The 23,364-nt window shown below is 66.0% G+C and carries 18 protein-coding genes; 14 read left to right on the plus strand and 4 right to left on the minus strand.

The window, feature by feature from the left end; all coding sequences use genetic code 11:
• The 11 genes from dnaA (at position 1) to BCCGELA001_RS00055 (ending at position 14,976) form a co-directional block, all read left to right on the plus strand.
• A complete protein-coding gene (gene dnaA, locus BCCGELA001_RS00005; RefSeq protein WP_060734323.1) occupies positions 1 to 1,410 on the plus strand; it encodes a chromosomal replication initiator protein DnaA in 1,410 nt (469 codons plus the stop codon).
• Between the two features lie 256 nt (positions 1,411 to 1,666).
• Positions 1,667 to 2,785 (plus strand): DNA polymerase III subunit beta, encoded by a 1,119-nt coding sequence (gene dnaN / locus BCCGELA001_RS00010; RefSeq protein WP_060734324.1) that lies wholly within the window; start codon positions 1,667 to 1,669, stop codon positions 2,783 to 2,785.
• A gap of 206 nt (positions 2,786 to 2,991) precedes the next feature.
• Positions 2,992 to 3,357 (plus strand): endonuclease domain-containing protein, encoded by a 366-nt coding sequence (locus BCCGELA001_RS00015; RefSeq protein ID WP_060734325.1) that lies wholly within the window; start codon positions 2,992 to 2,994, stop codon positions 3,355 to 3,357.
• An 89-nt stretch (positions 3,358 to 3,446) separates the two neighbouring features.
• Positions 3,447 to 4,583, plus strand: coding sequence for a DNA replication/repair protein RecF (recF, locus tag BCCGELA001_RS00020; RefSeq protein ID WP_008540279.1), 1,137 nt, complete (start codon positions 3,447 to 3,449; stop codon positions 4,581 to 4,583).
• Between the two features lie 108 nt (positions 4,584 to 4,691).
• Positions 4,692 to 5,426, plus strand: coding sequence for a hypothetical protein (locus BCCGELA001_RS00025; protein ID WP_060737423.1), 735 nt, complete (start codon positions 4,692 to 4,694; stop codon positions 5,424 to 5,426).
• Positions 5,427 to 5,545: 119 nt separating this feature from the next.
• Positions 5,546 to 7,714, plus strand: a complete 2,169-nt coding sequence (locus tag BCCGELA001_RS00030) for a hypothetical protein (protein WP_008540271.1) — start codon at positions 5,546 to 5,548, stop codon at positions 7,712 to 7,714.
• A 394-nt stretch (positions 7,715 to 8,108) separates the two neighbouring features.
• A complete protein-coding gene (gene gyrB / locus BCCGELA001_RS00035; protein WP_008540269.1) occupies positions 8,109 to 10,544 on the plus strand; it encodes a DNA topoisomerase (ATP-hydrolyzing) subunit B in 2,436 nt (811 codons plus the stop codon).
• Positions 10,545 to 10,742: 198 nt separating this feature from the next.
• The gene (locus tag BCCGELA001_RS00040; RefSeq protein ID WP_008540267.1) at positions 10,743 to 11,210 is read left to right on the plus strand and encodes a hypothetical protein; all 468 of its coding nucleotides are present in this window, start codon (positions 10,743 to 10,745) and stop codon (positions 11,208 to 11,210) included.
• Positions 11,211 to 11,465: 255 nt separating this feature from the next.
• Positions 11,466 to 12,761 (plus strand): UDP-N-acetylglucosamine 1-carboxyvinyltransferase, encoded by a 1,296-nt coding sequence (murA, locus tag BCCGELA001_RS00045; protein ID WP_060734326.1) that lies wholly within the window; start codon positions 11,466 to 11,468, stop codon positions 12,759 to 12,761.
• Between the two features lie 347 nt (positions 12,762 to 13,108).
• Positions 13,109 to 14,503, plus strand: a complete 1,395-nt coding sequence (locus BCCGELA001_RS00050) for an MATE family efflux transporter (protein WP_060734327.1) — start codon at positions 13,109 to 13,111, stop codon at positions 14,501 to 14,503.
• Entirely contained in the window at positions 14,500 to 14,976 is a 477-nt protein-coding gene (locus BCCGELA001_RS00055) for a DUF2867 domain-containing protein (protein ID WP_008540260.1), read from the plus strand. The genes BCCGELA001_RS00050 and BCCGELA001_RS00055 overlap by 4 nt, the downstream gene beginning before the upstream one ends.
• Positions 14,977 to 15,023: 47 nt before the next feature.
• Here the strand turns inward: BCCGELA001_RS00055 and BCCGELA001_RS00060 are convergent, their stop codons facing one another.
• The gene (locus BCCGELA001_RS00060; protein ID WP_008540259.1) at positions 15,024 to 15,518 is read right to left on the minus strand and encodes a septal ring lytic transglycosylase RlpA family protein; all 495 of its coding nucleotides are present in this window, start codon (positions 15,516 to 15,518) and stop codon (positions 15,024 to 15,026) included.
• A gap of 309 nt (positions 15,519 to 15,827) precedes the next feature.
• The gene (locus BCCGELA001_RS00065) at positions 15,828 to 16,943 is read right to left on the minus strand and encodes an FUSC family protein (RefSeq protein ID WP_060734328.1); all 1,116 of its coding nucleotides are present in this window, start codon (positions 16,941 to 16,943) and stop codon (positions 15,828 to 15,830) included.
• A 117-nt stretch (positions 16,944 to 17,060) separates the two neighbouring features.
• On the opposite strand from BCCGELA001_RS00065, the gene BCCGELA001_RS00070 reads away from it, so the two are divergent.
• Entirely contained in the window at positions 17,061 to 18,428 is a 1,368-nt protein-coding gene (locus BCCGELA001_RS00070; RefSeq protein ID WP_008540255.1) for an MmgE/PrpD family protein, read from the plus strand.
• 197 nt (positions 18,429 to 18,625) lie between these two features.
• On the opposite strand, the gene BCCGELA001_RS00075 is transcribed toward BCCGELA001_RS00070, so the two are convergent.
• Entirely contained in the window at positions 18,626 to 20,053 is a 1,428-nt protein-coding gene (locus BCCGELA001_RS00075; protein WP_060734329.1) for a serine hydrolase domain-containing protein, read from the minus strand.
• Between the two features lie 144 nt (positions 20,054 to 20,197).
• Complete coding sequence (locus tag BCCGELA001_RS00080; protein WP_008540249.1) at positions 20,198 to 21,259, minus strand: helix-turn-helix domain-containing protein; 1,062 nt, start codon at positions 21,257 to 21,259, stop codon at positions 20,198 to 20,200.
• Positions 21,260 to 21,417: 158 nt separating this feature from the next.
• Here BCCGELA001_RS00080 and BCCGELA001_RS00085 point away from each other — a divergent pair, with 158 nt between their 5' ends.
• Positions 21,418 to 22,335, plus strand: coding sequence for a pirin family protein (locus BCCGELA001_RS00085; protein ID WP_060734330.1), 918 nt, complete (start codon positions 21,418 to 21,420; stop codon positions 22,333 to 22,335).
• A gap of 59 nt (positions 22,336 to 22,394) precedes the next feature.
• Positions 22,395 to 23,309: a phosphoribosylaminoimidazolesuccinocarboxamide synthase gene (locus tag BCCGELA001_RS00090; protein ID WP_008565529.1), complete on the plus strand. Its 915-nt coding sequence runs from the start codon at positions 22,395 to 22,397 to the stop codon at positions 23,307 to 23,309.
• Positions 23,310 to 23,364 lie beyond the last annotated feature (55 nt).

The raw sequence follows: 23,364 nt of genomic DNA on the forward strand, positions 1-23,364 counted from the left end.
ATGACAATGGAACAGGATCGCTGGTCACGCGTGAAGGGTCGGCTGCGCTCGACCGTTGGCGAGGACGTTTACACGAGCTGGTTTGCGCGCATGGATCTCGAGGGCGTGCAGGACGAGAGCGTGCGGCTCTCGGTGCCGACCCGCTTCCTGAAGAGCTGGATCCAGGCCCATTATGCCGAGCGCGTGCTGTCGTGCTGGCAGGCCGAGATGCCGGAGGTGCATCGCATCGATCTCACGGTCCGCTCGGCGGTGCGTCCGGTCGCGCAGCCGAAGGAAGCGCCCGCCCCGATCGAGGCGCGCCGCGCGCCGACGCCGGAATTGCGCTCAACCGCAACCGCGCCGGTCTCGGCCAACCACGACGCGCTCGGCGGCTCGCCGCTCGATCCGCGCCTGACCTTTGCCAGCTTCGTCGTCGGCCGCTCTAACACGCTCGCCCATGCGGCTGCGCGCCAGGTCGCCGAAGGACGCCGCGGCGACCCCGTGATGTTCAACCCGCTCTACATCCATGCCGGCGTCGGCCTCGGCAAGACGCATCTGCTCCAGGCGGTGACGTGGGCCGGCAATTCCGGCAATGAGCGCAAGGTGCTGTATCTCACCGCGGAAAAATTCATGTACGGCTTCGTCGCCGCGCTGAAGACGCAGACGGCGCTCGCCTTCAAGGAAGCGCTGCGCGGCATCGACGTGCTCGTCATCGACGACCTCCAGTTCCTTCAGGGCAAGTCGACGCAAGCCGAATTCTGTCACACGCTGAACGCGCTGATCGACGCCGGCCGTCAGGTGGTGATCGCGGCCGACCGTCCGCCGTCCGATCTCGAAAGCCTGGACGATCGCGTCCGCTCGCGGCTCGCCGGCGGCCTCGTGGTCGAGATGGCCTCGCTTGGCGAGGACCTGCGGCACGGCATTCTCAAGTCGCGGGTCGCCGCGGCCCGCGCCCATCATGCGACCTTCGACGTGCCGGAGGAGGTGCTGCTTTATCTGGCGCGCACCATCACCCATAACGGCCGCGATCTCGAAGGCGCGATCAACCGGCTGCTGGCGCATTCCAAGCTGAACAACCAGCCGGTGACGCTGGAGATGGCCGAGCGCGAGGTGCGCGACCTGGTCCGGCCGCAGGAACCGAAGCGGATCAAGATCGAGGACATCCAGCGCGTGGTGGCGCGGCAGTACAATGTCAGCCGCTCCGATCTTTTGTCCTCGCGCCGCACCGCCAACGTGGTCCGCCCGCGGCAGGTGGCGATGTATCTCGCCAAGACCCTGACGCTGCGCTCGCTCCCCGAGATCGGCCGCCGCTTCGGCGGACGCGACCACACCACCGTGCTGCACGCCGTGCGCAAGATCGAGTCCCTGGTCTCCAAGGACACGGCGCTGTCGGAGGAAGTGGAGTCGCTGAAGCGCCAGCTTCAGGAATAAAGGCCTAGGCTTTCCTGGCCATTCCCCGCCGCCCGGCCGAGCTGGGCGGCGGTCTTCGTTTTGGGCGGTAAACCGTGGGGAACTGCCCGCAATCCCTTGAATCCCGGGGCCATCCGCGCCACCTTGCGCGACCCTGACGGCTTTGATCATATCGGCTGGATGATCCGGCTTTCCGGGGTCTTCGGTGCCGTGGCGCGCGTCCCGCAGCCCGGCCTTTCCAACGCTGTGTTTTCTTGGGGATCGGGCGAGTAGTGCAATGAAGGTTACGGTCGAACGCGCGCAACTCCTGAAGTCGCTGGGCCATGTCCACCGCGTGGTCGAACGCCGCAACACGATTCCGATCCTCGGCAACGTGCTGGTCCGCGCCGAGAACGCGAAATTGTCGCTGAAGGCGACCGACCTCGACCTCGAGGTGACCGAGACGCTGCCGGCGGAAACCGCGACCGCGGGCTCCACCACCGTGCCGGCGCACATGTTCTACGACATCGTGCGCAAGCTGCCCGACGGCTCGCAGATCGTGCTGGAGGCGGACGGCGACCGCGCGGTGCTGGCGATCCGCGCCGGCCGCTCCCGCTTCACGCTGCAGACCCTGCCGGAGAATGATTTCCCGGATCTCGCCGCCGGGGACATGTCGCACTCCTTCTCGCTCGCCGCCAAGGACGTCAAGCGGCTGATCGACCGCACCCAGTTCGCGATCTCGACCGAAGAGACGCGCTATTATCTCAACGGCATCTATCTGCATGCCGCCGGCACGACGAAGGCCGCGACCCTGCGCGGCGTTGCCACCGACGGCCACCGCCTCGCCCAGCTCGACCTGGTGCAGCCCAAGGGCGCCGAGGGCATGCCCGGCGTCATCGTGCCGCGCAAGACCGTCGGCGAGGTGCAGCGCCTGATCGAGGACACCGAGGCCGAGATGACGATCGAGCTGTCGCAGGCCAAGATCCGCTTCACCATCGGCAATGTGGTGCTGACCTCGAAACTGATTGACGGCACCTTCCCCGACTACGGCCGCGTCATCCCGCAGAACAACGACAAGGAGCTCGTGGTCGACAAGAAGGATTTCGAGAACGCGGTCGACCGCGTCTCGACGATTTCGAGCGAGCGCGGCCGGGCGGTCAAGCTGTCGCTGTCGGCGGGCAAGCTGGTGCTGTCGGTGACCAATCCGGATTCCGGCAGCGCGACCGAAGAGCTCGAGGTCGAATACGCCTCCGATGCCCTCGATATCGGCTTCAATTCCCGCTATCTGCTCGACATCGCCGCCCAGATCGAAGGCGACGTCGCAACGCTCCGCCTCGCCGACCCCGGCTCCCCGACGCTGGTGCAAGACCGCGACGACAAGAGCGCGCTGTACGTGCTGATGCCCATGCGGGTGTGAGGTGATCTTCCTCTCGCAACACCTGCTGTGTGGAGACAACCCCTCACCCGGCTTCGCTGCGCGAAGCCACCCTCTCCCACAAAGGGAGAGGGTGAAGCTCCAGCTGTTGCCGTCGAACCAAGCGCAATGCGCATTGCTGTGCCCTCTCCCCTTGTGGGAGAGGGCATCTCCGCCGATGGATACACATTCAATCGGGTGAGGGGTTCGTGCCGCAGGAGCCATCCCATCGGCCAGTCGCCAAGCGTCTCCGCCAATTCGCGAAGAACATGCGGCACGAACCGACGGATGCGGAAGCCGCAATGTGGCGCTTGCTGAGGGATCGTCGGCTCTCGACATTCAAGTTTCGCCGACAGGTGCCGTTCAGGAACTACATTCTCGACTTTGTCTGTTTCGAGAAGCACCTTGTCATCGAAATTGACGGGAGTCAGCACGCGGAATCGCCACTTGATGCAGCTCGGGATGCCGCACTTGCCTCTCAAGGTTTCTCCATTGCCCGATACTGGAACAACGACGTGCTTCAACAGCCCGCTTCGGTGTTGGAGGATATCCTTGCAAAGCTCGGCGGGCGGTAAGATACCCCTCACCCGTCGCCTCACTGCGTGAGGCGCCACCCTCCCCCACAAGGGGGGAGGGAAGCAAAGCCGGGCAATGACGAGTTCAAATGACCCCCTCCCGCATTCATCGCCTGACGCTGACGCATTTTCGCAATTACCGGGCGGCGGGGCTCGAGACGGCGGCTGACATGGTGGCGCTGGTCGGGCCGAACGGGGCGGGCAAGACCAATTGCATCGAGGCGATCTCGTTCCTGTCGCCGGGACGGGGCCTGCGGCGCGCGACGCTGGAAGACGTCGCCGACAACCAGGGCGACGGCTCCTGGGCGGTGTCGGCGCAGGTCGAGGGCGCGCTGGGGCTCGCCACGCTCGGCACCGGCATCGACCCGCCGCGACCCGACACCTCCGTGAGCCGGCGCTGCCGCATCGACCGCGAGCCGGTGAATTCGGCCACCGCGTTCGGCGACCACATCCGCATGGTGTGGCTGACGCCGGCGATGGACGGGCTGTTCATGGGCGCGGCCTCCGAGCGGCGGCGCTTCTTCGACCGCCTGGTGCTCGCCATCGACAGCGATCATTCCAGCCGCATCTCCGCGCTGGAGCGGTCCCTGCGCTCGCGCAACCGCCTGCTGGAGACGCGCAATTACGACGACCATTGGTGTGACGCGATCGAGCGCGAGACCGCCGAGCTTGCGGTCGCGGTGGCGGCGACGCGCGGCCAGACCGCGGCGCGGTTGACCGGAATGCTCAACGCGCGCGCGCAGGAATCCGCTTTCCCCTCGGCGAAAATCGCGCTCGACGGCTGGATGGAGAACGCGCTGCTGCAGGAGACCGCGACCTCGGTCGAGGACCGCTACCGCCAGATCCTGCGCGACAACAGACCGCGCGATGCCATCGCCGGCCGCACCACGGACGGTCCGCATCTCACCGACCTCCAGGTCGTCTATGCACCCAAGAGCATGCCGGCGCGCGATGCCTCGACCGGCGAGCAGAAGGCGCTGCTGATCGGCCTCGTGCTGGCGCATGCGAGCCTGGTCGCCGAGATGACCGGCATCGTGCCGCTGCTGCTGCTCGACGAGGTGGTCGCGCATCTCGATCCGAACCGCCGCGCCGCGCTGTTCGACGAGCTGAAGAAGCTCGGCGCACAGGTGTGGCTGACCGGCGCGGACCCTGCGGCCTTCGCCGACATCGGCGCAGGCGGCCAAGTCTTTGACGTCGAGAGCGGACAAGTCTCGGCGCGTCAGTAGGCCGGCGCATTGAACCGGCCCGTTTCGGTCCGCGACTAGCTGCTTGAGGCCGCAAGAAGCGGCCATCGCGCACCACTCGGACATGCGCGACACCCTTGGAGCATGAGCATGACGGCGGTGAGGCATGGGGCGCAAGCCCCGGCACGATGGCAGTTGTTTGCATGCGGCTTCGTCCTGCTGGCGATGTGCATGCTCGCAGCCAGCGCCGGCGCCTCGCTGCCGCAGCTGTTTCCGACGACGCTGACGCTGGATTCCGATGCCAGGCTGCCTGCACCGACCCGCTACACTTACAGAGGGATCCACACCACGCTGATGCAGGGCATCGATGCGCCGCTCCGCGTCAGGCTGGAGGCCACCGTGCCCGCGGGGCTCAACGACGTGCTCGCCTTCTATCGCACCGAGCTTGGCAAGCTCGGCTGGCAGGAGCAGCTTGATGGCGCCGTAATCAGCACCGCGCACGTCCAGCTCGCCTTCGTCTCACCCGTGGGCCCGGCCGCGCTGAAGCTCGACCGCAAGGAGTCCAGCACCGCGGTCCATCTCGTGCAGAAGAACGCGGACACCGCGACCAGAGCAAACGTCCTCCCCGAGCCCGGCCAGGCCAAGCTTGTGTTCAGCAATATCGGCGAGAAGGAAGCCGTGCTCACCATCAACGAGCGGACCATTCCGCGCCCGGCCGGCGCGAACGCCGTCGCGCTGGACCTCGTGCCCGGCAAATATCCCTATCAGCTTGGCGTGCCCGGCCATCCCGCCACCACGAACATCCTTACCGTCGCCGCCGGCGAGACCTGGGAGCTCACGGTCGGGCGCGACGGCGACGCCTGGGCGCCGCTGCAGCTGTATTGAGCCGGTTGAACCTCGCCGGTTCCCGCCGCGACTTCTGGTCTGAGGCCGCGCGCCGACGGCGCCGCAGCCTGCCAATGCGCAGGGCATGACGGCCCGCGCGACATCCGGGAGTTTCGACGATGCCGATGATCCGGCGCGGGGCGCAAGTCCCGGCAAGATGGCTGCTGCTTGCCTGCGGCATTCTAGCAATGGCGAGCACCTCGCGTCCGGCCGGCGCGGCGGACGACGGCATCGTCGACGTCCATACGCTGCCGCGGCTCGACGGCGCGGTGGAGGACACTTCGCGTCCCGACAACCATCGCGTGATCTACACCGTTCCGACCGCCGTACCAGCCACGTCGGAAGCGGCCAGGAAGCTGCTGAGCGCCGAGGGCTGGGTGCCCTATGTGTATCCGCTGGACGAGAAGAGCAGCACGCTGAATTTCAAGAAGGGGCGGCAGGGCCTGCGCGTCTCCTTCACGCAGGCGCGGGGGCGTCCCGACCAGTCCGCAGTCGCCTACACGCCGAGCCGGATCTATTCCAACGTGCCGTTCCCGGACGGCGCGACCGATCTCGTGTTCGACGAGACCCGGCCCTATCTCGGCTGCCTCGCGCCCGGCGCGCTCGATGCGACCGCGGCTTTCTTTGCGAAGGAGATGGCGGCGTTGGGATGGCGCAAGCTTAACCCCGAGGCGGCATCGCGCTGGCCGAACGCCGATCTCGGCGAGACCGTCCCGAACGGCATGCGCGTCTTCTACGACCATCCCGGCGGCGACACGACGCAGTTCTACAAGCAGAAGCCGGTGATGCTGACCTTGATGCGCCGCGACGATGGCCGCACCCATGTCGAGATCCGGGTGGCGCCGTTCGCGCTGCCGGCGGAGCTCGAGGCCGACGACGACATGGCCGGCCTGCCGCGGCCCAAGCCGACCAAATCCGCGCGCGGCCTCGGCAGCGCGAGCTCCAACAAGCGCGAGATGTCGGCCGCTGCGATGGCCGAGCTGCCCGCTGTGCTCGCCTTCTATCGTCGCGAGCTCGCCGCGCGCGGCTGGCAGGAGGACGGCAACGCACCGCTCGCGCCCGGCGACGAGGTCGCGCTCAGGATCTCCTCGGCGGAGGAGACCGCCGTCCTGCGGCTCGGCCGCAAGTATGATTTCACCATGATCAGCCTGACCGCGCAGGTGAAGGAGTCCGCGCTTGCAGCCCGCGCCAAGGCGAAGAAGGAGGCCGATGCGAGGTTCCTGAGTGATGCCTTGGGCACGGCTCAGCAGCTCATTGCCGCCGATGAGGTCAGGCGCAAAGCGCAGGCCGCCACTCTGTCGGATGCGCCGCTCACTGCGCTCGCCGACAGCAAGACGCCGGTGCCGCTGCCCGGGAATGCCGAAGACGTAGAGTTCGAGGGCGGCGACGGCCGGCTGGAATTCTCCTCGGCGTCGAGTGTGAAGGCGCTCAGCAGCTTCTATCGCACGGCGCTGAAGAGCGCAGGCTGGAAAGAGCAGCCCTCCGTCATCAACCAGCCCAACATGGCGGTGATGGCGTTCTCCAAGGGCGGCAAGTCGATCTCGATGACCGTGATGCAGATGGGCCCGAAGGTGAATGTCCGCGCCGACGGGTCGGGCCTGGTGACGGAAGCGGCCAAGCCTGCTGCGGCGGGCGAGGAGGTGGAGGTGCAAGCCAAATCCGCCGAGCCGCTCAAACCGGACCCCGAGTCCCCACTGCCCGTACCGACGCAGCGTTCGTCGAAATCCTTCGCCACCACCAAAATTCCCGGCGGCGAGGCACCGCTTCGCCGCGAGCTGACGGCCAACATTCCGGCGCCGCTGCCTGATGTCCTCGCCTTCTACCGCGCCGAGCTGTCCAAGCTCGGCTGGCAGGAAAAGACCGAGGGTGCAGCGATCTCGGCGGAACGCGCGCAGATCGACTTCAGCTCGCCGCAAGGCCCGGCCGTGCTCAAGCTCGGCCGCGCCAAGGGCGAGACCACGGTCAATCTGGCGCAGAAGAATGCGGATGTCGCGGCCAAGGCCGACATCATGCCGAAGGCGGGACAAGCAAGGGTCATGCTCGGAAACATGGGCGCCGCCGAGGCCTCACTGACGATCAACAAGCAGACGGTGAAGATCGCCGCCGGCGCCGGTGGCCCCCAGTCTGGGAAAGGCCCGATGCTCGACCTGCCGCCCGGCAAGCACCAATACGCGCTACGCGTGCCGGGCCGCCCGGCCCAGACCGAAACCCTGACCGTTGCCGCCGGCGAGGCCTGGGGCCTCTTGGTGGGCCCGAGCGGAGACGTGCTGCCGCTTCAGATGTATTGAGGTTGATCGTCGTGGCCGGGCTTGTCCCGGCCATCCACGTTCTGCGGTCCGCACAAAGACGTGGATGCCCGGGCCTTCGCCTCGCCGAAGCGGCTTCGGCCGCGCAGGCGGGTCGAGTTGGCGGCATGACGGCACCTGTGCAGCGCCGCGGAACGCCTTTCCGACCCCGCAGATTCACCGATTCTCGAGACGGGAAACCGCCCTCGAATCGGGCTTTTTGCAAGCCTCCGAATCGGCCTGCAAAAGCCTTGAAAACTCGCTGAAAAACCCTATCTGCTCAATGGGTTGCCAGAGGATACTTTGCGCTAGGCGCAGGCGGTCTTTCATGGCACAAATAGCCTGCAAATCAGCGCCTTCTGTGCAGCTGATTCGGGCGACATCTCGAAGGCCTCTCATGACAGAACCTGCTCGGCAGCCCTCTGCCGAAAACGAGCCCTCCATCGCGAGCGAATACGGTGCGGAATCGATCCGCGTGCTCAAGGGTCTCGACGCCGTCCGCAAGCGTCCGGGCATGTATATCGGCGACACCGACGACGGCTCCGGCCTGCACCACATGGTCTACGAGGTCGTCGACAACGCGATCGACGAGGCGCTCGCGGGCCACGCCACGCGCGTCGACGTCATCCTCAACGCCGACAATTCCGTGACGGTGCGCGACGACGGCCGCGGCATCCCCGTCGACATCCACAAGGGCGAAGGCATCTCGGCAGCCGAGGTCATCATGACCCAGCTCCATGCCGGCGGTAAGTTCGACCAGAACTCCTACAAGGTCTCCGGCGGCCTGCACGGCGTCGGCGTCTCCGTCGTCAACGCGCTCTCCAGCAAGCTCGGCCTGCGGATCTGGCGCGACGACAAGGAACACTACATCGAGTTCGCCCATGGCGATGCCGTGGCACCGCTGAAAGTGATCGGCGATGCGCCGGGCAAGCGCGGCACCGAGGTCACGTTCCTCGCCTCGACCGAGACGTTCAAGAACATCGAATATGATTTCGCCACGCTCGAGCACCGGCTGCGCGAGCTCGCCTTCCTCAATTCCGGCGTCAACATCGCCCTCTCCGACATGCGTCACGCGGTCGAGAAGCGCGAGGAGATGCACTATTCCGGCGGCGTCGAGGAGTTCGTCAAGTATCTCGACCGCAACAAGAAGGCGCTGGTGCCGACGCCGATCATGGTGCGCTCGGAAGCCAACGGCATCGGCGTCGAGGCCGCCTTGTGGTGGAACGACAGCTACCACGAGAACGTGCTGTGCTTCACCAACAACATCCCGCAGCGGGACGGCGGCACCCATCTGGCCGGTTTCCGCGGCGCGCTGACGCGCCAGGTCAACGGCTATGCCGAGGCCAACGCCAAGAAGGAAAAGATCGCGCTCACTGGAGACGATTGCCGCGAAGGTCTCACGGCCGTTCTCTCGGTGAAGGTGCCGGACCCCAAGTTTTCGTCGCAGACCAAGGACAAGCTGGTGTCCTCGGAGGTGCGTCCCGTGGTCGAGAACGTCCTCAACGAGGCGCTTCAGGCCTGGTTCGAGGAGCATCCGTCTGAGGCCAAGATGATCGTCGGCAAGGTGATCCAGGCCGCCGCCGCCCGTGAAGCCGCGCGAAAGGCGCGCGAGCTGACGCGCAAGAGCCCGCTCTCGGTGTCCTCGCTGCCCGGCAAGCTCGCCGACTGCCAGGAAAAGGATCCCGCGAAGTCCGAACTCTTCATCGTCGAGGGTGACTCGGCCGGCGGCAGCGCCAAGCAGGGCCGCAACCGCGAGTTCCAGGCCGTCTTGCCGCTGCGCGGCAAGATCTTGAACGTGGAACGCGTCCGCCCCGACAAGATGCTCTCCTCGGAGCAGATCGGAACGCTGATCACGGCGCTCGGCACCGGCATCAGCGACGACTTCTCGGTCGAGAAGCTGCGCTATCACAAGATCATCGTGATGACGGACGCCGACGTCGACGGCGCCCATATCCGCACGCTGCTGCTCACCTTCTTCTACCGGCAGATGCGCGACATCATCGACGGTGGCTATCTCTATATCGCTCAGCCGCCGCTCTATAAGGTTTCACGCGGCAAGTCCGAGCAATATCTGAAGGACGAGCGCGCGCTGGAGGACTATCTGATCGACGCCGGCCTCGACGACTGCGTGTTCGTTCCCGGCACCGGCGGCGACCGCACCGGCCGCGATTTGCGCGCGCTGATCGACGACGCCCGCGTGGTCCGCAGCATCCTGCGCAATCTGCACAGCCGCTATAACCGAAAAGTGGTCGAGCAGGCCGCCATTACCGGCGTGCTGAACAAGTCGGTTTACGGCAACCCTGAGAACGCCGCGGCCGCAGCGCAGTACATTGCAACCAGGCTCGACAACCAGGCCGAGGAAGTCGAGCGTGGTTGGGTCGGACAATTCGTCGAGGGCCAGGGCTTCGTGTTCGAGCGCACCGTGCGCGGCGTCAAAGAAGCCGCTATCATCGACGACGCGCTGCTCGGCTCGGCCGAGGCGCGCAAGCTCGACGAGTACACGCCGAAACTCCAGGACGTCTACGCCCGTTCCGGCAAGCTGCGGCGCAAGGACTCCGAGCACGTGGTGCACGGCCCGGTCGACCTGTTCGAGGCGGTCACCGAGTCCGGGCGCAAGGGTATCTCGCTGCAGCGCTACAAAGGTCTCGGCGAGATGAACCCGGAACAGCTCTGGGAGACCACGCTCGACACAGAAGTACGCTCGCTGTTGCAGGTGAAGGTCAAGGAGGTCGACGAGGCCGACGACATCTTCACCAAGCTGATGGGCGACGTGGTCGAGCCCCGCCGCGACTTCATCCAGGAACATTCGCTGAGCGCGACGATCGATATTTGAGGCGAATGGCTTCAGACGGTCGTCATGCCCGGGCTTGTCCCGGGCATCCACGTTCTTCGTGCGGCTCGGCAAGACGTGGATGGCCGGGTCAAGCCCGGCCATGACAACGTGGGTCCACATGGGCTGAACCTCCCCCCTCGCCATCGCGACGAAGTGGCATGAACCCATTGGCCAATCCGGCCGGGAAGCCCTTACGCCATGATCGCCTCTGCAACACCCAGCTCCACCGTGCCGTCCCGCCGCCTCGGCATCATCGGCAGCATTGTCGGCGTGCTGGCGCTGATGGCGGCGGTGCTGCCGCATTGGGTCGTGCCGATCGTGTTTCCGCCGCCGCCGGCGGACAAGGTGATCGTCGACACCGGGCATCGCATCAAGGATCGCATCGTCGCGAAGGTGAAGGGTGTGGAGTATCAGGCTCCGAAGGTGGAGAAATCGGCGGGGCGGAGCTGGAGTGGAATCGCCTCGGTGACCGCGATCTCGCTCGGTCTTCTCGCCATCCTGTTCTCGGTGCTCTCGATGATCTTCCGAGAGGAACGGCTGCTTGCCGCGGTTGCCGCCACGCTCGGCACCGGCGCCATCGCGATCGAAATCTCCTTCGTCATGATGGGGGTGCTGATCCTGATCGCGATCCTCTATGTGATCGGCAATATCATCGGACTGTTCTAGGACCCACCTGCAACAAGCTCCGCACCTCATCCTGAGGAGCCCGCAAAGCGGGCGTCTCGAAGGATGGCCGCAGGCGAGAGCGGGGCCTTCATGGTTCGAGACGCGCGTTCCGCGCTCCTCACCATGAGGGACATGCTGTGGTGTCCCGGCCAACGAGCGCCCCCTCGCCGCCGTCCAGCACAATTGCTCCCGCGCCCAATTCTCTGTAGTTTCCGCCCGAAACAGCCCGCCCACCATCAGGACAGCGAGAACCACGTGGCGCCCATCCAATACATCGTCGAGGGCGGTCACCGGCTCTCGGGCTCGATCGAGCCATCCGGCAACAAGAATTCGGCGCTGCCGATCATCGCCGCCGCCCTGCTCACCGAGCATCCGGTGACGCTGCAGAACGTGCCGCGGATCCGCGACACCGAGACGCTGGTCGAGCTGATCCGCTCGGTTGGCGCCGCGGCGGAATGGACCGCCCGCAACACGCTGCAGATCCACGCCAAGAGCATCCGCGCCGCCGATCTCGACCCCGAGCTGTGCGTTCGCATCCGCGCCTCGATTCTGCTCGCCGGCCCCCTGCTCGCCCGCTGCGGCGAGGTGATGCTGCCGCCGCCCGGCGGCGACGTCATCGGCCGGCGCCGGCTCGACACCCATGTGCTGGCGCTGGAGCAGCTGGGGGCCAAGGTCACCGCGACCGACCGGCTCGAATTCCGCGCGCCCAAGCTTGCGGGTGCCGACGTGTTCCTGGACGAGCCCAGCGTCACCGCCACCGAGAACGCGCTGGTCGCCGCGGTCGCCGCCGACGGCGTTACATATTTGCGCAATGCGGCGTCCGAGCCGCATGTGCAGGATCTCGCCAATTTCCTGGTCGCGCTCGGTGCGAAGATCGAGGGCATCGGCACCAACACCATGATCATCCATGGCCCGGCGACGCTGGGCGGCGCGACCTATTCGATCCAGCCCGACCATATCGAGGTCGGCTCGCTGATCGGCCTTGCCGCGGTGACGCGCTCGCCCTTGCGCATCGTGCGCGCCGGCGTCGAGCATCTGCGCTCGATCCGCATGGGCTTCGAACGGCTCGGCATCGTCTGCCGCGTCGAGGGCGACGATCTCATCGTGCCCTCCAATCAAACATTGAAGATCCAGGACGATTTCGGCGGCCACGTGCCCAAGCTCGAGGACCAGCCCTGGCCGGCCTTCCCCGCCGACCTGATGTCGATCGCGATCGTCACCGCCACGCAATGCGAGGGCGTGATCCTGATGTTCGAGAAGATGTTCGAATCGCGAATGTTCTTCGTCGACAAGCTGATCGCGATGGGCGCGCGCATCGTGCTGTGCGATCCGCACCGCGCCATCATCGCCGGCCCCAGCCGCCTGCACGGCGCGACCATGACATCGCCCGACATCCGCGCCGGCATGGCTATGCTGCTCGCCGCCGTCTGCGCCGAGGGCACCTCGACCATCAACAACGCCGATCAGATCGAGCGCGGCTATGAGCGCATCGAGGAGCGGCTGAACGCGCTGGGCGCGAAGATCAAGCGCGTGCCGGAGCGGAAGGGCTGAGGCTTCTCCATTGAGAGAGTGCTCGCTCCGCCAACGGTCTGGTAGGGTGGGCAAAGCGCAGCGTGCCCACCAATTCTCTCCAATTACTTGATTGACGGTGGGCACGGCGCAAGCACGCCTTTGCCCACCCTACGGTACCGAGCTAGCGGCCAAATCCGCACACCTGTCTCACTGCGGCGCTTCGTATCCCCGGACGCAGCGCAGCACGTAAGTGATGCGCTGCTGAGCCGGGGCCCATGCGACTACGCGCCACGCCTGTGGCTTCTGGGTCCCGCCTCGCGCTTCGCGCGTCCGGGACACGAGAGCGAGCCATGTTTTCGTCGCGCCGCTGTGCTATTGCAGCCGCCATGCTCGACACCGTCCAACATCATGCGCAGCCGCAAGCCGGCGTGCCGCCAAATCATCTCGCCGCGGAATTCGCCGAGACGCTGCGCCTTGCCGTGCCGTTGATGCTGACGCAGCTCGGACAGATCGCGATGATCACCACCGATCTCGCGATGATCGGGCACCTCGGCGAGAGCGCGGTGGCTGCGGCGGCGCTGGCGCATACGGTCTATTTCGTCAACTTCACCTTTGGGCTCGGATTGATGTCGGCGGTATCGCCGCTGGCCGCGCAGGCCTTTGGCGCCGGCGACCCCAAGCTCATCCGCCGCTCCTTGCGGGTCGGCCTGTGGGTCGCCCTGCTGATTTCGCTGCCGATGATGGCCTCGCCCCTCTATGGCGAACAGATCCTGCTCGCGCTGGGTCAGATGCCGCAATCGACGGCGCTGGCCCAGCGCTATCTCAATGGCCTCGCCTGGGGCATCGCGCCGGCGCTCGGCTTCATCGCGCTGCGCAGCATGATGAGCGCCGTGAACCGGCCGCAGGCTCCGCTCTGGATCACAGTCGCGGCGATCCCGATCAATGCCGTCCTCGTCTACGCCCTCATCCACGGCCTGTTCGGCCTGCCGGAGCTCGGGCTGTTCGGTGCGGGGCTCGGGACCACGCTGGTCAATCTCGGCACTTTCCTTGCCGCGCTCGCCATCGCCGCATGGCGCAAGCCGTTCGCGGACTATCACCCGCTCGCCCGTCTCTGGCGGATCGACTGGCCCTTGATGCGCCAGCTCATCGCGATCGGCGCGCCGATCTCGTTTTCGCTGCTGCTGGAATACGGCCTGTTTTCTTCCGCCGCGCTGCTGATGGGGCTGATCTCGACCACGGCACTCGCAGCGCATCAGATCGCGCTTCAAGTCACCGCCGTGCTGTTCATGGTGCCACTCGGCATCGGCATGGCGGCAACGGTGCGCGTCGGCCATGCTTTCGGGCGAGGCGATATGGTCGCCGTGAGGCGAGCGGGCCTGGTTGCCGCCGTGCTCGGCATCGCGCTCGTCTCCGCCCTGACCGTCGCGATCATTCTTGGCCGCTATGAGCTCGGGCGGCTGTTCTTCGGCCGCAGCGAGGCCAGCGCGGCAACGGTCGAGCTGACGGCGACGCTGCTGGTGGTCGGCGCGACCTTCTTTATCGGCGATGGCCTGCAGACCATCATTGGCGGCGCGCTGCGCGGCATCAACGACACCAGGATGACGCTGGTGTTCGCGGCGATCGGCTATTGGTGCGTGGCTTTCCCGACCGCCTGGCTGCTGGCTTTCCACACCGGACTGGGCGCGACCGGCGTCTGGGTCGGGTTCTCGGTCGGCACCTTCGTCTATGCCGGCCTCCTGATCTTGCGCTTCCGCATGCTGGCGCGCAGACTGATGGCATGACCAGCACGGTTCGCGAAATCACCCCCAATGTCGATGCCGGCACGGTGCTGGCGGGCGCGCAGTTCATCGACGCGTTTCGCGTCGAGATCGGCGCGAAGGCGGTGAATGCCCGCGAGGCCTGCACCCGGATGGTGCTGCACGGGCCGTGCTGGATCGACGCGCTGCTGCGCCTGCGCAACGTTCTGGTGACGCCGTTCGGGCTGAAGACGTCGGGCGAAGGCGCGCCGGCGCCGCATGGCCTGATCGGCCTGTTTCCGGTGCTGAGCGAGACGCCGGAGCGCCTTGTCGCGGGCTTCGACGATCATCATCTCGATTTCAGGATCGTAGTCGACGTGACGGGCGATGCCAGGGATCGCCAGGTCACCTCGACCACGCTGGTGCGCACGCACAATCTGCTCGGCCGGACCTATCTCACGCTCATCACGCCGTTCCACAAGCTCGTGGTCCGCAGCATGATGGGGCGGATCGCGTAGCCGGTGCGATAATTCGTGCGGACCGACGTTGAGGAGGGCGCCCGTGTTCAGCCGACCGGCCCCGGAGTCCAATTGTCCCCCGCGAGCGGACTGACTTTCACGTCCGGAATGACTCCGATATCCATGCTCGGATCGAAATGACGCATCGTCCGCTCATTGAAGTCGATGATGCGGCCGGGTCTCAGTGGGCCCACGTCGTTGATCTTGACGATGACTTTCTTGCCCACGGCCTCGACAAGCGCATATTTCGGTCTCGCGCCGAATTGGACCCCACCGAATTTCCGACGCAGGCTCGTCTTGATGGCGGCCGTCCAGGCAGAGGGATCATAACGCTCGCCGGAGGCTGTCTTCGGACCGCCCTCCTCTTTGCCGGGCTTGAACGGATTGTACGTCGACGCCGCGCCAATGATCGCCTCGCCGGAGACGGCATCGACGACGGCACTTGAGTGATCCCCACGCGTTTCACTTCGGGCAACGGCAACAGACAAGGCAAGCGTAATCAGGGCGCCGCAAATTGCGGCGCTCGAGCGGAATAGCATCATAAGTCCTGTGATTTTTTAGTTTGTCCGGTTCCAGAACCGCAAACATGGCCAAGCGAACGCAGCAGCGTTCGTCAACTTGTGCCAAGCGTTTTGCGGATTCGAGCCAACCCTGGCTACGGAACCGTTGTGAGAACCGGGGTGGTCCTCACGTCGTGTTTAGCTTGTCGCCGATTAAAACAGAGAATGCGTCAGCAACATGACCCGATGGAACCTCGTGCGTGCAGCAGAGTGCAGGCCGCAGATCCGTGTCGCGCCGCGGAGACGTGCATTTGCTGTCGAAAGCAGACGTTGACGACGACGCGCTCGAACTCACTCCGCAATGCGCGCGGACTTGTCGCTCGAGGCCTCCGACCATTCGCCGACGACGCGATCGAGATCACAGAGATTCTGGTGCATCTGCTCCAGCGAGAAGCCGAGCGCAAAGAAGCGTTCAGCGGTGTCAGCGGGCTGACCGCGAATCAATCCCTCATGACGCACGGCGGCGACGGCCTCGGCGTAATGCTGGAGCGCGACGTGGACGGGATGGATCGGCGGCGCACCGGCGCCTTCACGCAAGGCCGAAGCGGCCGAACGCAGGAAGCGCGCGATCACGGTCGAGACTTCCGTCAGCGGACCCGCGAGCCGCGTCTGCACGTCGGCCGGCAACGGCACCACGGTGGCGCGGCCGATCATGACGACGTCGTGCCGCAGCCGCAGGATGGTTCGCAACAACGGTCCGGTATCCGGCCCGCTCGACAGACGCACGGCGCGCTCGCGCTCGGCCTCGGAGCCGATCGCATTCAGATTCACCATCGCCGTGCCGATGCCGTCCTGGATCCGGTGCAGCGCGTCGTTGTCGCGGCCGCGTGTGAGACCTGCGAGCAGTTCGGTGAAGGCATCCGCGATCAATTCGAGCAGCTTTGCCGCGCTGGCGCGAATCTGTCGCACCGCGCGCGAGGGCAGCACCAGGAATGACACGACCAGACCCGTAATGGCACCGACCGCGACCTCGCTGACGCGATCGATTGCCGAGGTCAGGGGGTCGGCATGATGCAGGGTCGGCACCAGGAGCACGATCACGGCCGTGACCGTCGCCGCGCTGAGGCTCGGATTGATTGCGGCGATGAAGGCGAGCGGCGCGACGGACAGCACCAGCAACCCCAACAAGCCGGTCTCGCTGGAATAGGGGATCAGGATCGCGATGGCGCCGCCATAGATGGCACCGCCGATGGTGCCGAGCATGTAGTCGCGCGTCGCCTTCAGCGAGCGGCCGACGCTCATCTGGGTCACGATCAGCGAGGTCAGCACCGCCCAGAGCGGCAGCAAGAGATGCAGCGCCGAGGCGATGGCATAGGCCGCGACCGCCGCCACCGTGACGCGGATCGCCAGTGCCAATTGCGTCCGCCGCGCCCGGACCTGGTCGAACAGCTCTCTTGCGCGCGTCATACGGAATATCCCGATCGTCTCAAGACAGGCAAAAGCATAGCTGATGCCCGCGGCTCGAAGGCGGCTTGAAAGGCGAAATCAGCCCGCCTAACTTGCCGGCCAAAACGAGGAAACACGATGGCTCAGGAAACCGCAACGCTCGCCGCCTATGTCTTCAATCTGAAGTATCAGGATATTCCGCCCGAGGTGCTGGATCGCGCCAAGGTGCTGACGCTGGATTTCCTCGGCAGCGCCATCCGCGCCCGCAGCGAGGCGGAATCCACCCCGTCGATCCTGAAGACGCTGGAGACGCTCGCGCTCGACACAAAGGGCGAGTCCACCGTGTTCGGCGACAGCAAGACCTGGACGCCGGCGGTCGCGGCGCTGCTCAACGGCGCGCTCGGACATTCGCTCGATTTCGACGACACGCATGCCGATTCCTCACTGCATCCGAGCGCACCGGTGGTGCCGGCCGCCTTCGCGGTCGGCGAGATGGTCGGCGCGTCCGGGCGTGACGTGCTGACCGCGATCGTCGCGGGCTATGAAGTCTGCTGCCGGCTCGGCAACGCGCTCGACCCGACCTCGCATTACGCACGCGGTTTCCACCCCACCGCGACCGCCGGCACCTATGGCGCTGCAGCCGCCGCGGCCAAGCTGTTCGGGCTCTCTGAGAAGCAGATCATCGCGGCGTTCGGCGTCTCTGGCAGCCAGGCCGCCGGCTCGCTGCAATTCCTGGTCAACGGCGCCTGGAACAAGCGCTACCAGGTCGGCGCCGCCGCAATGAACGGCGTGATCGCCGCGACGCTGGCGCGCAACGATTTCGTCGGCGCGACTGAATCGGTCGAGGGCAAGCACGGCCTGCTCGCCGGCTATACCGACGATGCGCATCCGGACAAGGCGGTCGCCGAGCTCGGCAAGACCTATGAGACGATGAAGATCGGCGTGAAGCCGTATCCGAGCTGCCGCTACACCCATGCGGCGATCGACGCGCTGATCGCGATGCGCCGCGAGCACAATCTGACGCCGGACCAGGTCAAGCGCGTCGAGATCGGCCTGCACCGCAACGGCATCACGCTGACCGGCGATGCCGCGACCAAGCGTCATCCGCGCTCGATCGTCGGCGGCCAGTTCTCGATGTTCTTCACCGGTGCGCTCGCGCTCGACCAGGGCTCGTTCGGCTGGGACGACTATAACCGCCTCGGGGACGCCGCCATCGACGCGCTCGCGGACAAGTTCGACGTGGTGCAGGACGACCGGCTGGAAGTCGGCCGCACCCATCCCTTCGGCGCCCGCGTCAGCATCACCACTGATGACGGCGTGCATGAGCGGCTCTACGCCGACCCCTCGGGGGAGCCGGCTTCGTTCCCCGACACGCAGGCGATGCAGCAGAAATTCCTGACGCTGGCGCGGCCTGTGCTGAATGCGCGCGCGGAGAAATTCGCGGATGCGATCATGACGCTGGAACGGTTCGACCGCGTGGCGAAGGCGACGGAATTGGGAAGGTAATTCTCACGGCGCAGACGGTGCACCCTCGCCCCTTGTGGGAGAGGGTGGATGCGCGAAGCGCAGCCGGGTGAGGGGTCTCTCTCCGCGAGTCCAACTCTCACTTGAATGCGCGGAGAGAGACCCCTCATCCGGCGCTTCGCGCCACCTTCTCCCACAAGGGGAGAAGGAAGAATGACGCGCTTGTCGTTCCGCTCCTATCACCGCGCCCCCGCCATCTTCCCCTTCTCGCGCGTTGCCGCGATCACATCCCGCACCAGATCGAACACGCCGTCCGCTTCCGGCGGCGCGTTCGGCGAGCGGCCGAGGCGCACGATCACCAGCTTCTCCGACGGGATCACGATCGTGTACTGCCCGATCGTACCCTTCGCGAAAAAAGCATCACGCGGCCAGCCGTGCTCCACGCGAAATTTCGCCCCAAAACTGTCGCCCTGGTTGGTCCAGAAGCCGGCGCCGATGCCGACCCAGGCATTTGGCGTGGGCGAGGACGAATAGCTCACCCATCCCTCCGGCAGGATGCGCTTGCTGCCGGCGACGCCGTCGCCGAGATAGAGCTGGCCGAAGCGCGCCCAGTCGCGCGCAGAGGCCAGCATTTCGCCGGAGCCCTCGATCGTGCCGGAGCCGTCGAGCTGAAGCGTGATATGGCGCATGCCGAGCGGGGCGAACAATTCGCCGCGCGCGAAGCGGAGCGCATCGGCCGGATTGCCGCCGGCGGCGTTGCGAATGAGATGCGAGAGGATCACGGTGTTGCCGTCGTGATAATTCCACGCCGTGCCCGGCGCGGTCGCGAGCGAGATACTCGTCGCATAGGCCGCCATGTCGGTCTCAACGAACTTCATCCGGTTGACCGGCTCGAGCACGGAGCCAAGCGAGGCCTGCAACGAGCTGCCGAGCGCGAGGCCAGCGGTGTGGCGCAGCAATTGATCGACGGTGATGGCATGGCGCGGGTCATCCGGATTCTTCCAGGCAGCGATTGGCGCGGGTCCATCGAGCTTCAGCTTGCCCTGGCGCACCAGGATGCCCGTCAGTGCAGACATCACTGACTTCGTCATGGAGAAGCCGAGCAGCTGCGTCTCAGGTCCAATGCCGTCGGCATAGCGCTCGGCGATGATACGGCCGGCCTTCATCACGACGACCGCGCGGGTGCGGCGGTAAGGCGGCTGCGCGGGCTCGGCGAAGGCGCGGTCGAGCGCGACGACAAGTGCCTCATTCTGCGGCGGCACGATCGCGGGGCCGGCGATCTCGGGCAGCAGCGCCGGTTGCCCGTCGTCTGCAGGCGGCTCGACGGGGACAATCCCGGCCTCATGCGCGAGCGTGCAGCCGAGCCCCTCGCGATAGACCGCTTGGCTGCGACCGAGACCGAACAATGTCACCGTGACGTCCTTGCGCACACGGTCGATCCGGTAGTCCATCGCCCAGCTGATCAGGCCGGTCCCGGGCATGGCATCGGTGGTCTCGGCGAAGGTGCGCCTGGGATCGAGGCCGGAGACGAACGTCTCGGAGCACAGGATGTCGGCGAGGAATCCGGTCGCGACCTTCGGCACGTCGCGGGCGCGGGCCGCGCCGAGCGCGAGGCCGGCGCAGGCCATGGTGGTGGCGAGGAGGATGATCTTGCGGCGGCGGGTCACGGGCTTTCTCTCCAGCTGGGGCGTATTGCGGGAGGAAGCGGAATGCGGGGAGTGGATGCTCGCCGGATTTGGAAAACAACCTGACTTAAACCGAGCCAAGCTCGCCGATTCTGGAATTTTGTCGTGATTATAAAGGATTAGGAACTACGCCGTCCCCACCTTCAGCCGCCGATATTCGGTCGGCGTCACGCCCGTGATCGCCTTGAAGGCACGGTTGAACGGGCCCAGCGACTGGAAGCCGGCGTCCATCGCGATGGTGATGACGGGGACCTCGGCCTGGGCGGGATCGGCCAGCGCGGCCTTGGCTTCCTCGATCCGGTGATTGTTGAGGAACACATTGAAGTTGCGATAACCGAGCCGCTGGTTGATCAGCCGGCGCAGCCGGTACTCGGGAATTTTCAGCCGCCCCGCCAGCACGCCGATGGAGATGTTCTCCTGGCGATAGATCCGCTCATCCGCCATCAGCCGCATCAAGGCATCGATGAGCTTTTGGTCGGCGCCGTCATCGGCCGCAGGCTGACTGGAAACATCAGGAGGTGCGGGCTCCGCGGCAACGGGAAACAGGTCCGCGCCATCGACGCGCATCATGGCATAGACGATCGCCGCGACGGTGCAGGCGAGTACGCCGGCATTGACGGTTTCGGCGACATCGCCGACGTGGTGGCCGGCGACGGCGATCTGGAGCACGGCGTTCAGCCCGCCGTAGAGTGCGGTCGCGCAAACGATGAAGACACGAGCGCGGCGGCGGCGCTCGACAAGATCGGCCGGCCAGGAGGCGATCGTCTGCCCGACCGCGAGCGCGATGAAGCCGAGCACGATCAGATTGACCACCGTCACCGAGAACCGCACATGGCCGCTGGGTGCAATCCAGACGCAGCCCGCGAAGCTGAAGGCCGTCACCAGCGCCCAGACCCATCCGTGCCACCAGCGCAGACGAAACTCGTCGTCGAACAGCGAGCGCGTGAACAGCCAGAACACCACGATGTCGCCAGTCGACAAGGCGATCAGCGGCGCATGCCAGAGCGGGACCGGCGACGTCACATCCACCGAATAGCTCGCCGCATGCGCGGCCGAGCCCAGCGCGAAGGCCGTGCCGAGGCGCGCTGCGAGCACTTTGCGAAAATCGTGCAATAGCGACGCCGCGAGCAACAGCAGCAGCGCGACGCTGGCGGAGCGGAATGCGAGCTCGGTTGCGGCAAGGGTCATCGACTGATGCGATCGGTCGCGGTTGGAAGCCGCCGAACATCCTTTGTTGCGCGGGCTTTTTCAAGGACCAACTGTCCACCGGGGTTAGCGGCGCCTCATCGCGACGGCGATATGAAATTATGCTACGGTCGGCGCAACAAGGCCAAAAGGAGTCCCTCATGAGCTGGCAACCCTCGAACGATCCCGTGCTCGGCGATCCCATGTCCTGCGATGCCCTCGATCTCGTCATCGTGCCGCGCACGCGCGATCTCGGCGACGGATTCGCGGTGCGGCGCGCATTGCCGCATGGCAAGCGGCAGATGGTCGGCCCCTTCATCTTCTTCGACCATTTCGGACCGGTGCAGTTCGTCTCCGGCAAGGGCATGGACGTGCGGCCGCATCCGCATATCGGGCTTGCCACCGTCACCTATCTGTTCGACGGCGCGATCATGCATCGCGACAGCGAGGGCAACGTCCAGGAAATCGCGCCCGGCGCGATGAACCTGATGACCGCCGGGCGCGGCATCGCGCATTCCGAGCGCACGCCGGATGCGCAGCGTGCCTCGGGCCAGCAAATGCTGGGCCTGCAAAGCTGGATCGCGCTGCCGGCCGGATCGGAAGAGATCGCGCCGTCGTTCCAGCATTATGCCGCCGGCGATCTGCCGATGATCTCCGAGCGCGATTTCACCGCGCGCGTGATCGCAGGCTCCGCCTTCGGGATCGCCTCGCCGGTGTCGATGGTGTCGCCGTGGTTCTACACCGAGGTCACGGCGGTGGCGGGCGCGAGCGTGCCGCTCGACCCCGACCATGAGGAGCGCGCGATCTACGTCGTCGATGGCGAGGTCGAGATCGCGAACGAGCGCTACGAGGGGCCGCGGCTGCTGATCTTCCGCCCCGGCGACCGCATCACCGTCAAAGCGCTCAAGGCGACGCGGATGATGTTTCTCGGCGGCGATGCACTGGAAGGCCCGCGCCACATCTGGTGGAATTTCGTCTCCTCCAGCAAGGAGCGGATCGAGCAGGCCAAGCAGGACTGGAAAACCGGCCGCTTCGCCGCAGTTCCGCAGGAACATGAGTTCATTCCGCTGCCGGAATAGGCTAATCCGGTCTCCGGCCGCGCCATCGCGGCCGGATGTCCTGTGCGAAGGCTTTGCCGATGACCACCATGTTCTCCAGCGACCTGCCGCTCCCCAAGATCGGACGCGGCAAGGTGCGCGATATCTACGCCGTCGACGACGACCGCCTGCTGCTCGTCACCACCGACCGCATCAGCGCCTTCGACGTCGTGATGGGCGAGACCATTCCGATGAAGGGCGCAGTGCTGACTCAAATCAGCGCGTGGTGGTTCGACGAGCTCGAAGGCGTGGTGCCGCACCACATGATCAGCGCCGACACCGACGCGATCGTCGCGGCCGTACCGGCCTTGAAGCCGCACCGCGCCGAGATTCTCGGCCGCGCCATGCTGTGCAAGCGCACCACCGTGTTCCCGATCGAATGCGTGATCCGCGGCTATCTCTCGGGCTCGGCCTGGAAGGAATATGCCGCGAGCGGCACGCTCGCCGGCGAGAAGCTGAAGGCCGGCCTCGTCGAGAGCGAAAAGCTGGAGCCTGCCATCTTCAGCCCGGCGACCAAGGCCGAGAGCGGTCATGACGAGAACATCACCATCGCGAAGATGCGCAACGTCGTCGGCGAGGAGGTCGCCTACACGCTGGAGAGCATGACGCGCGCGATCTACACGCTCGGCGAGGAGCTCGCTCGCGAGCAGGGCATCATCATCGCCGACACCAAGTTCGAATTCGGCCGCGACAAGGACGGCCGCATCATCCTGATCGACGAAGTCATGACGCCGGACTCCTCTCGCTTCTGGGCGGTCGACGCCTACAAGCCCGGCCAGCCGCAAGCGAGCTTCGACAAGCAGCCGCTGCGCGACTATCTCGACGCCGAGCGTCGCGCCGGCCGATGGAACGGCGACGCTCCGCCGCCGCCGCTGCCCGCGAGCGTGGTGGACGCGACCAGCAAGCGGTATCTCGAAGCTTACAAGCGCGTGACGGGGAAAGAGCTGAAGATTTAGGCTCCGCGGCCGCCGCGCGCTCCGTCATTGCGAGGAGCCCTTGCGACGAAGCAAT

The sequence above is a fragment of the Bradyrhizobium sp. CCGE-LA001 genome (assembly GCF_000296215.2).
Lineage (GTDB): Bacteria > Pseudomonadota > Alphaproteobacteria > Rhizobiales > Xanthobacteraceae > Bradyrhizobium.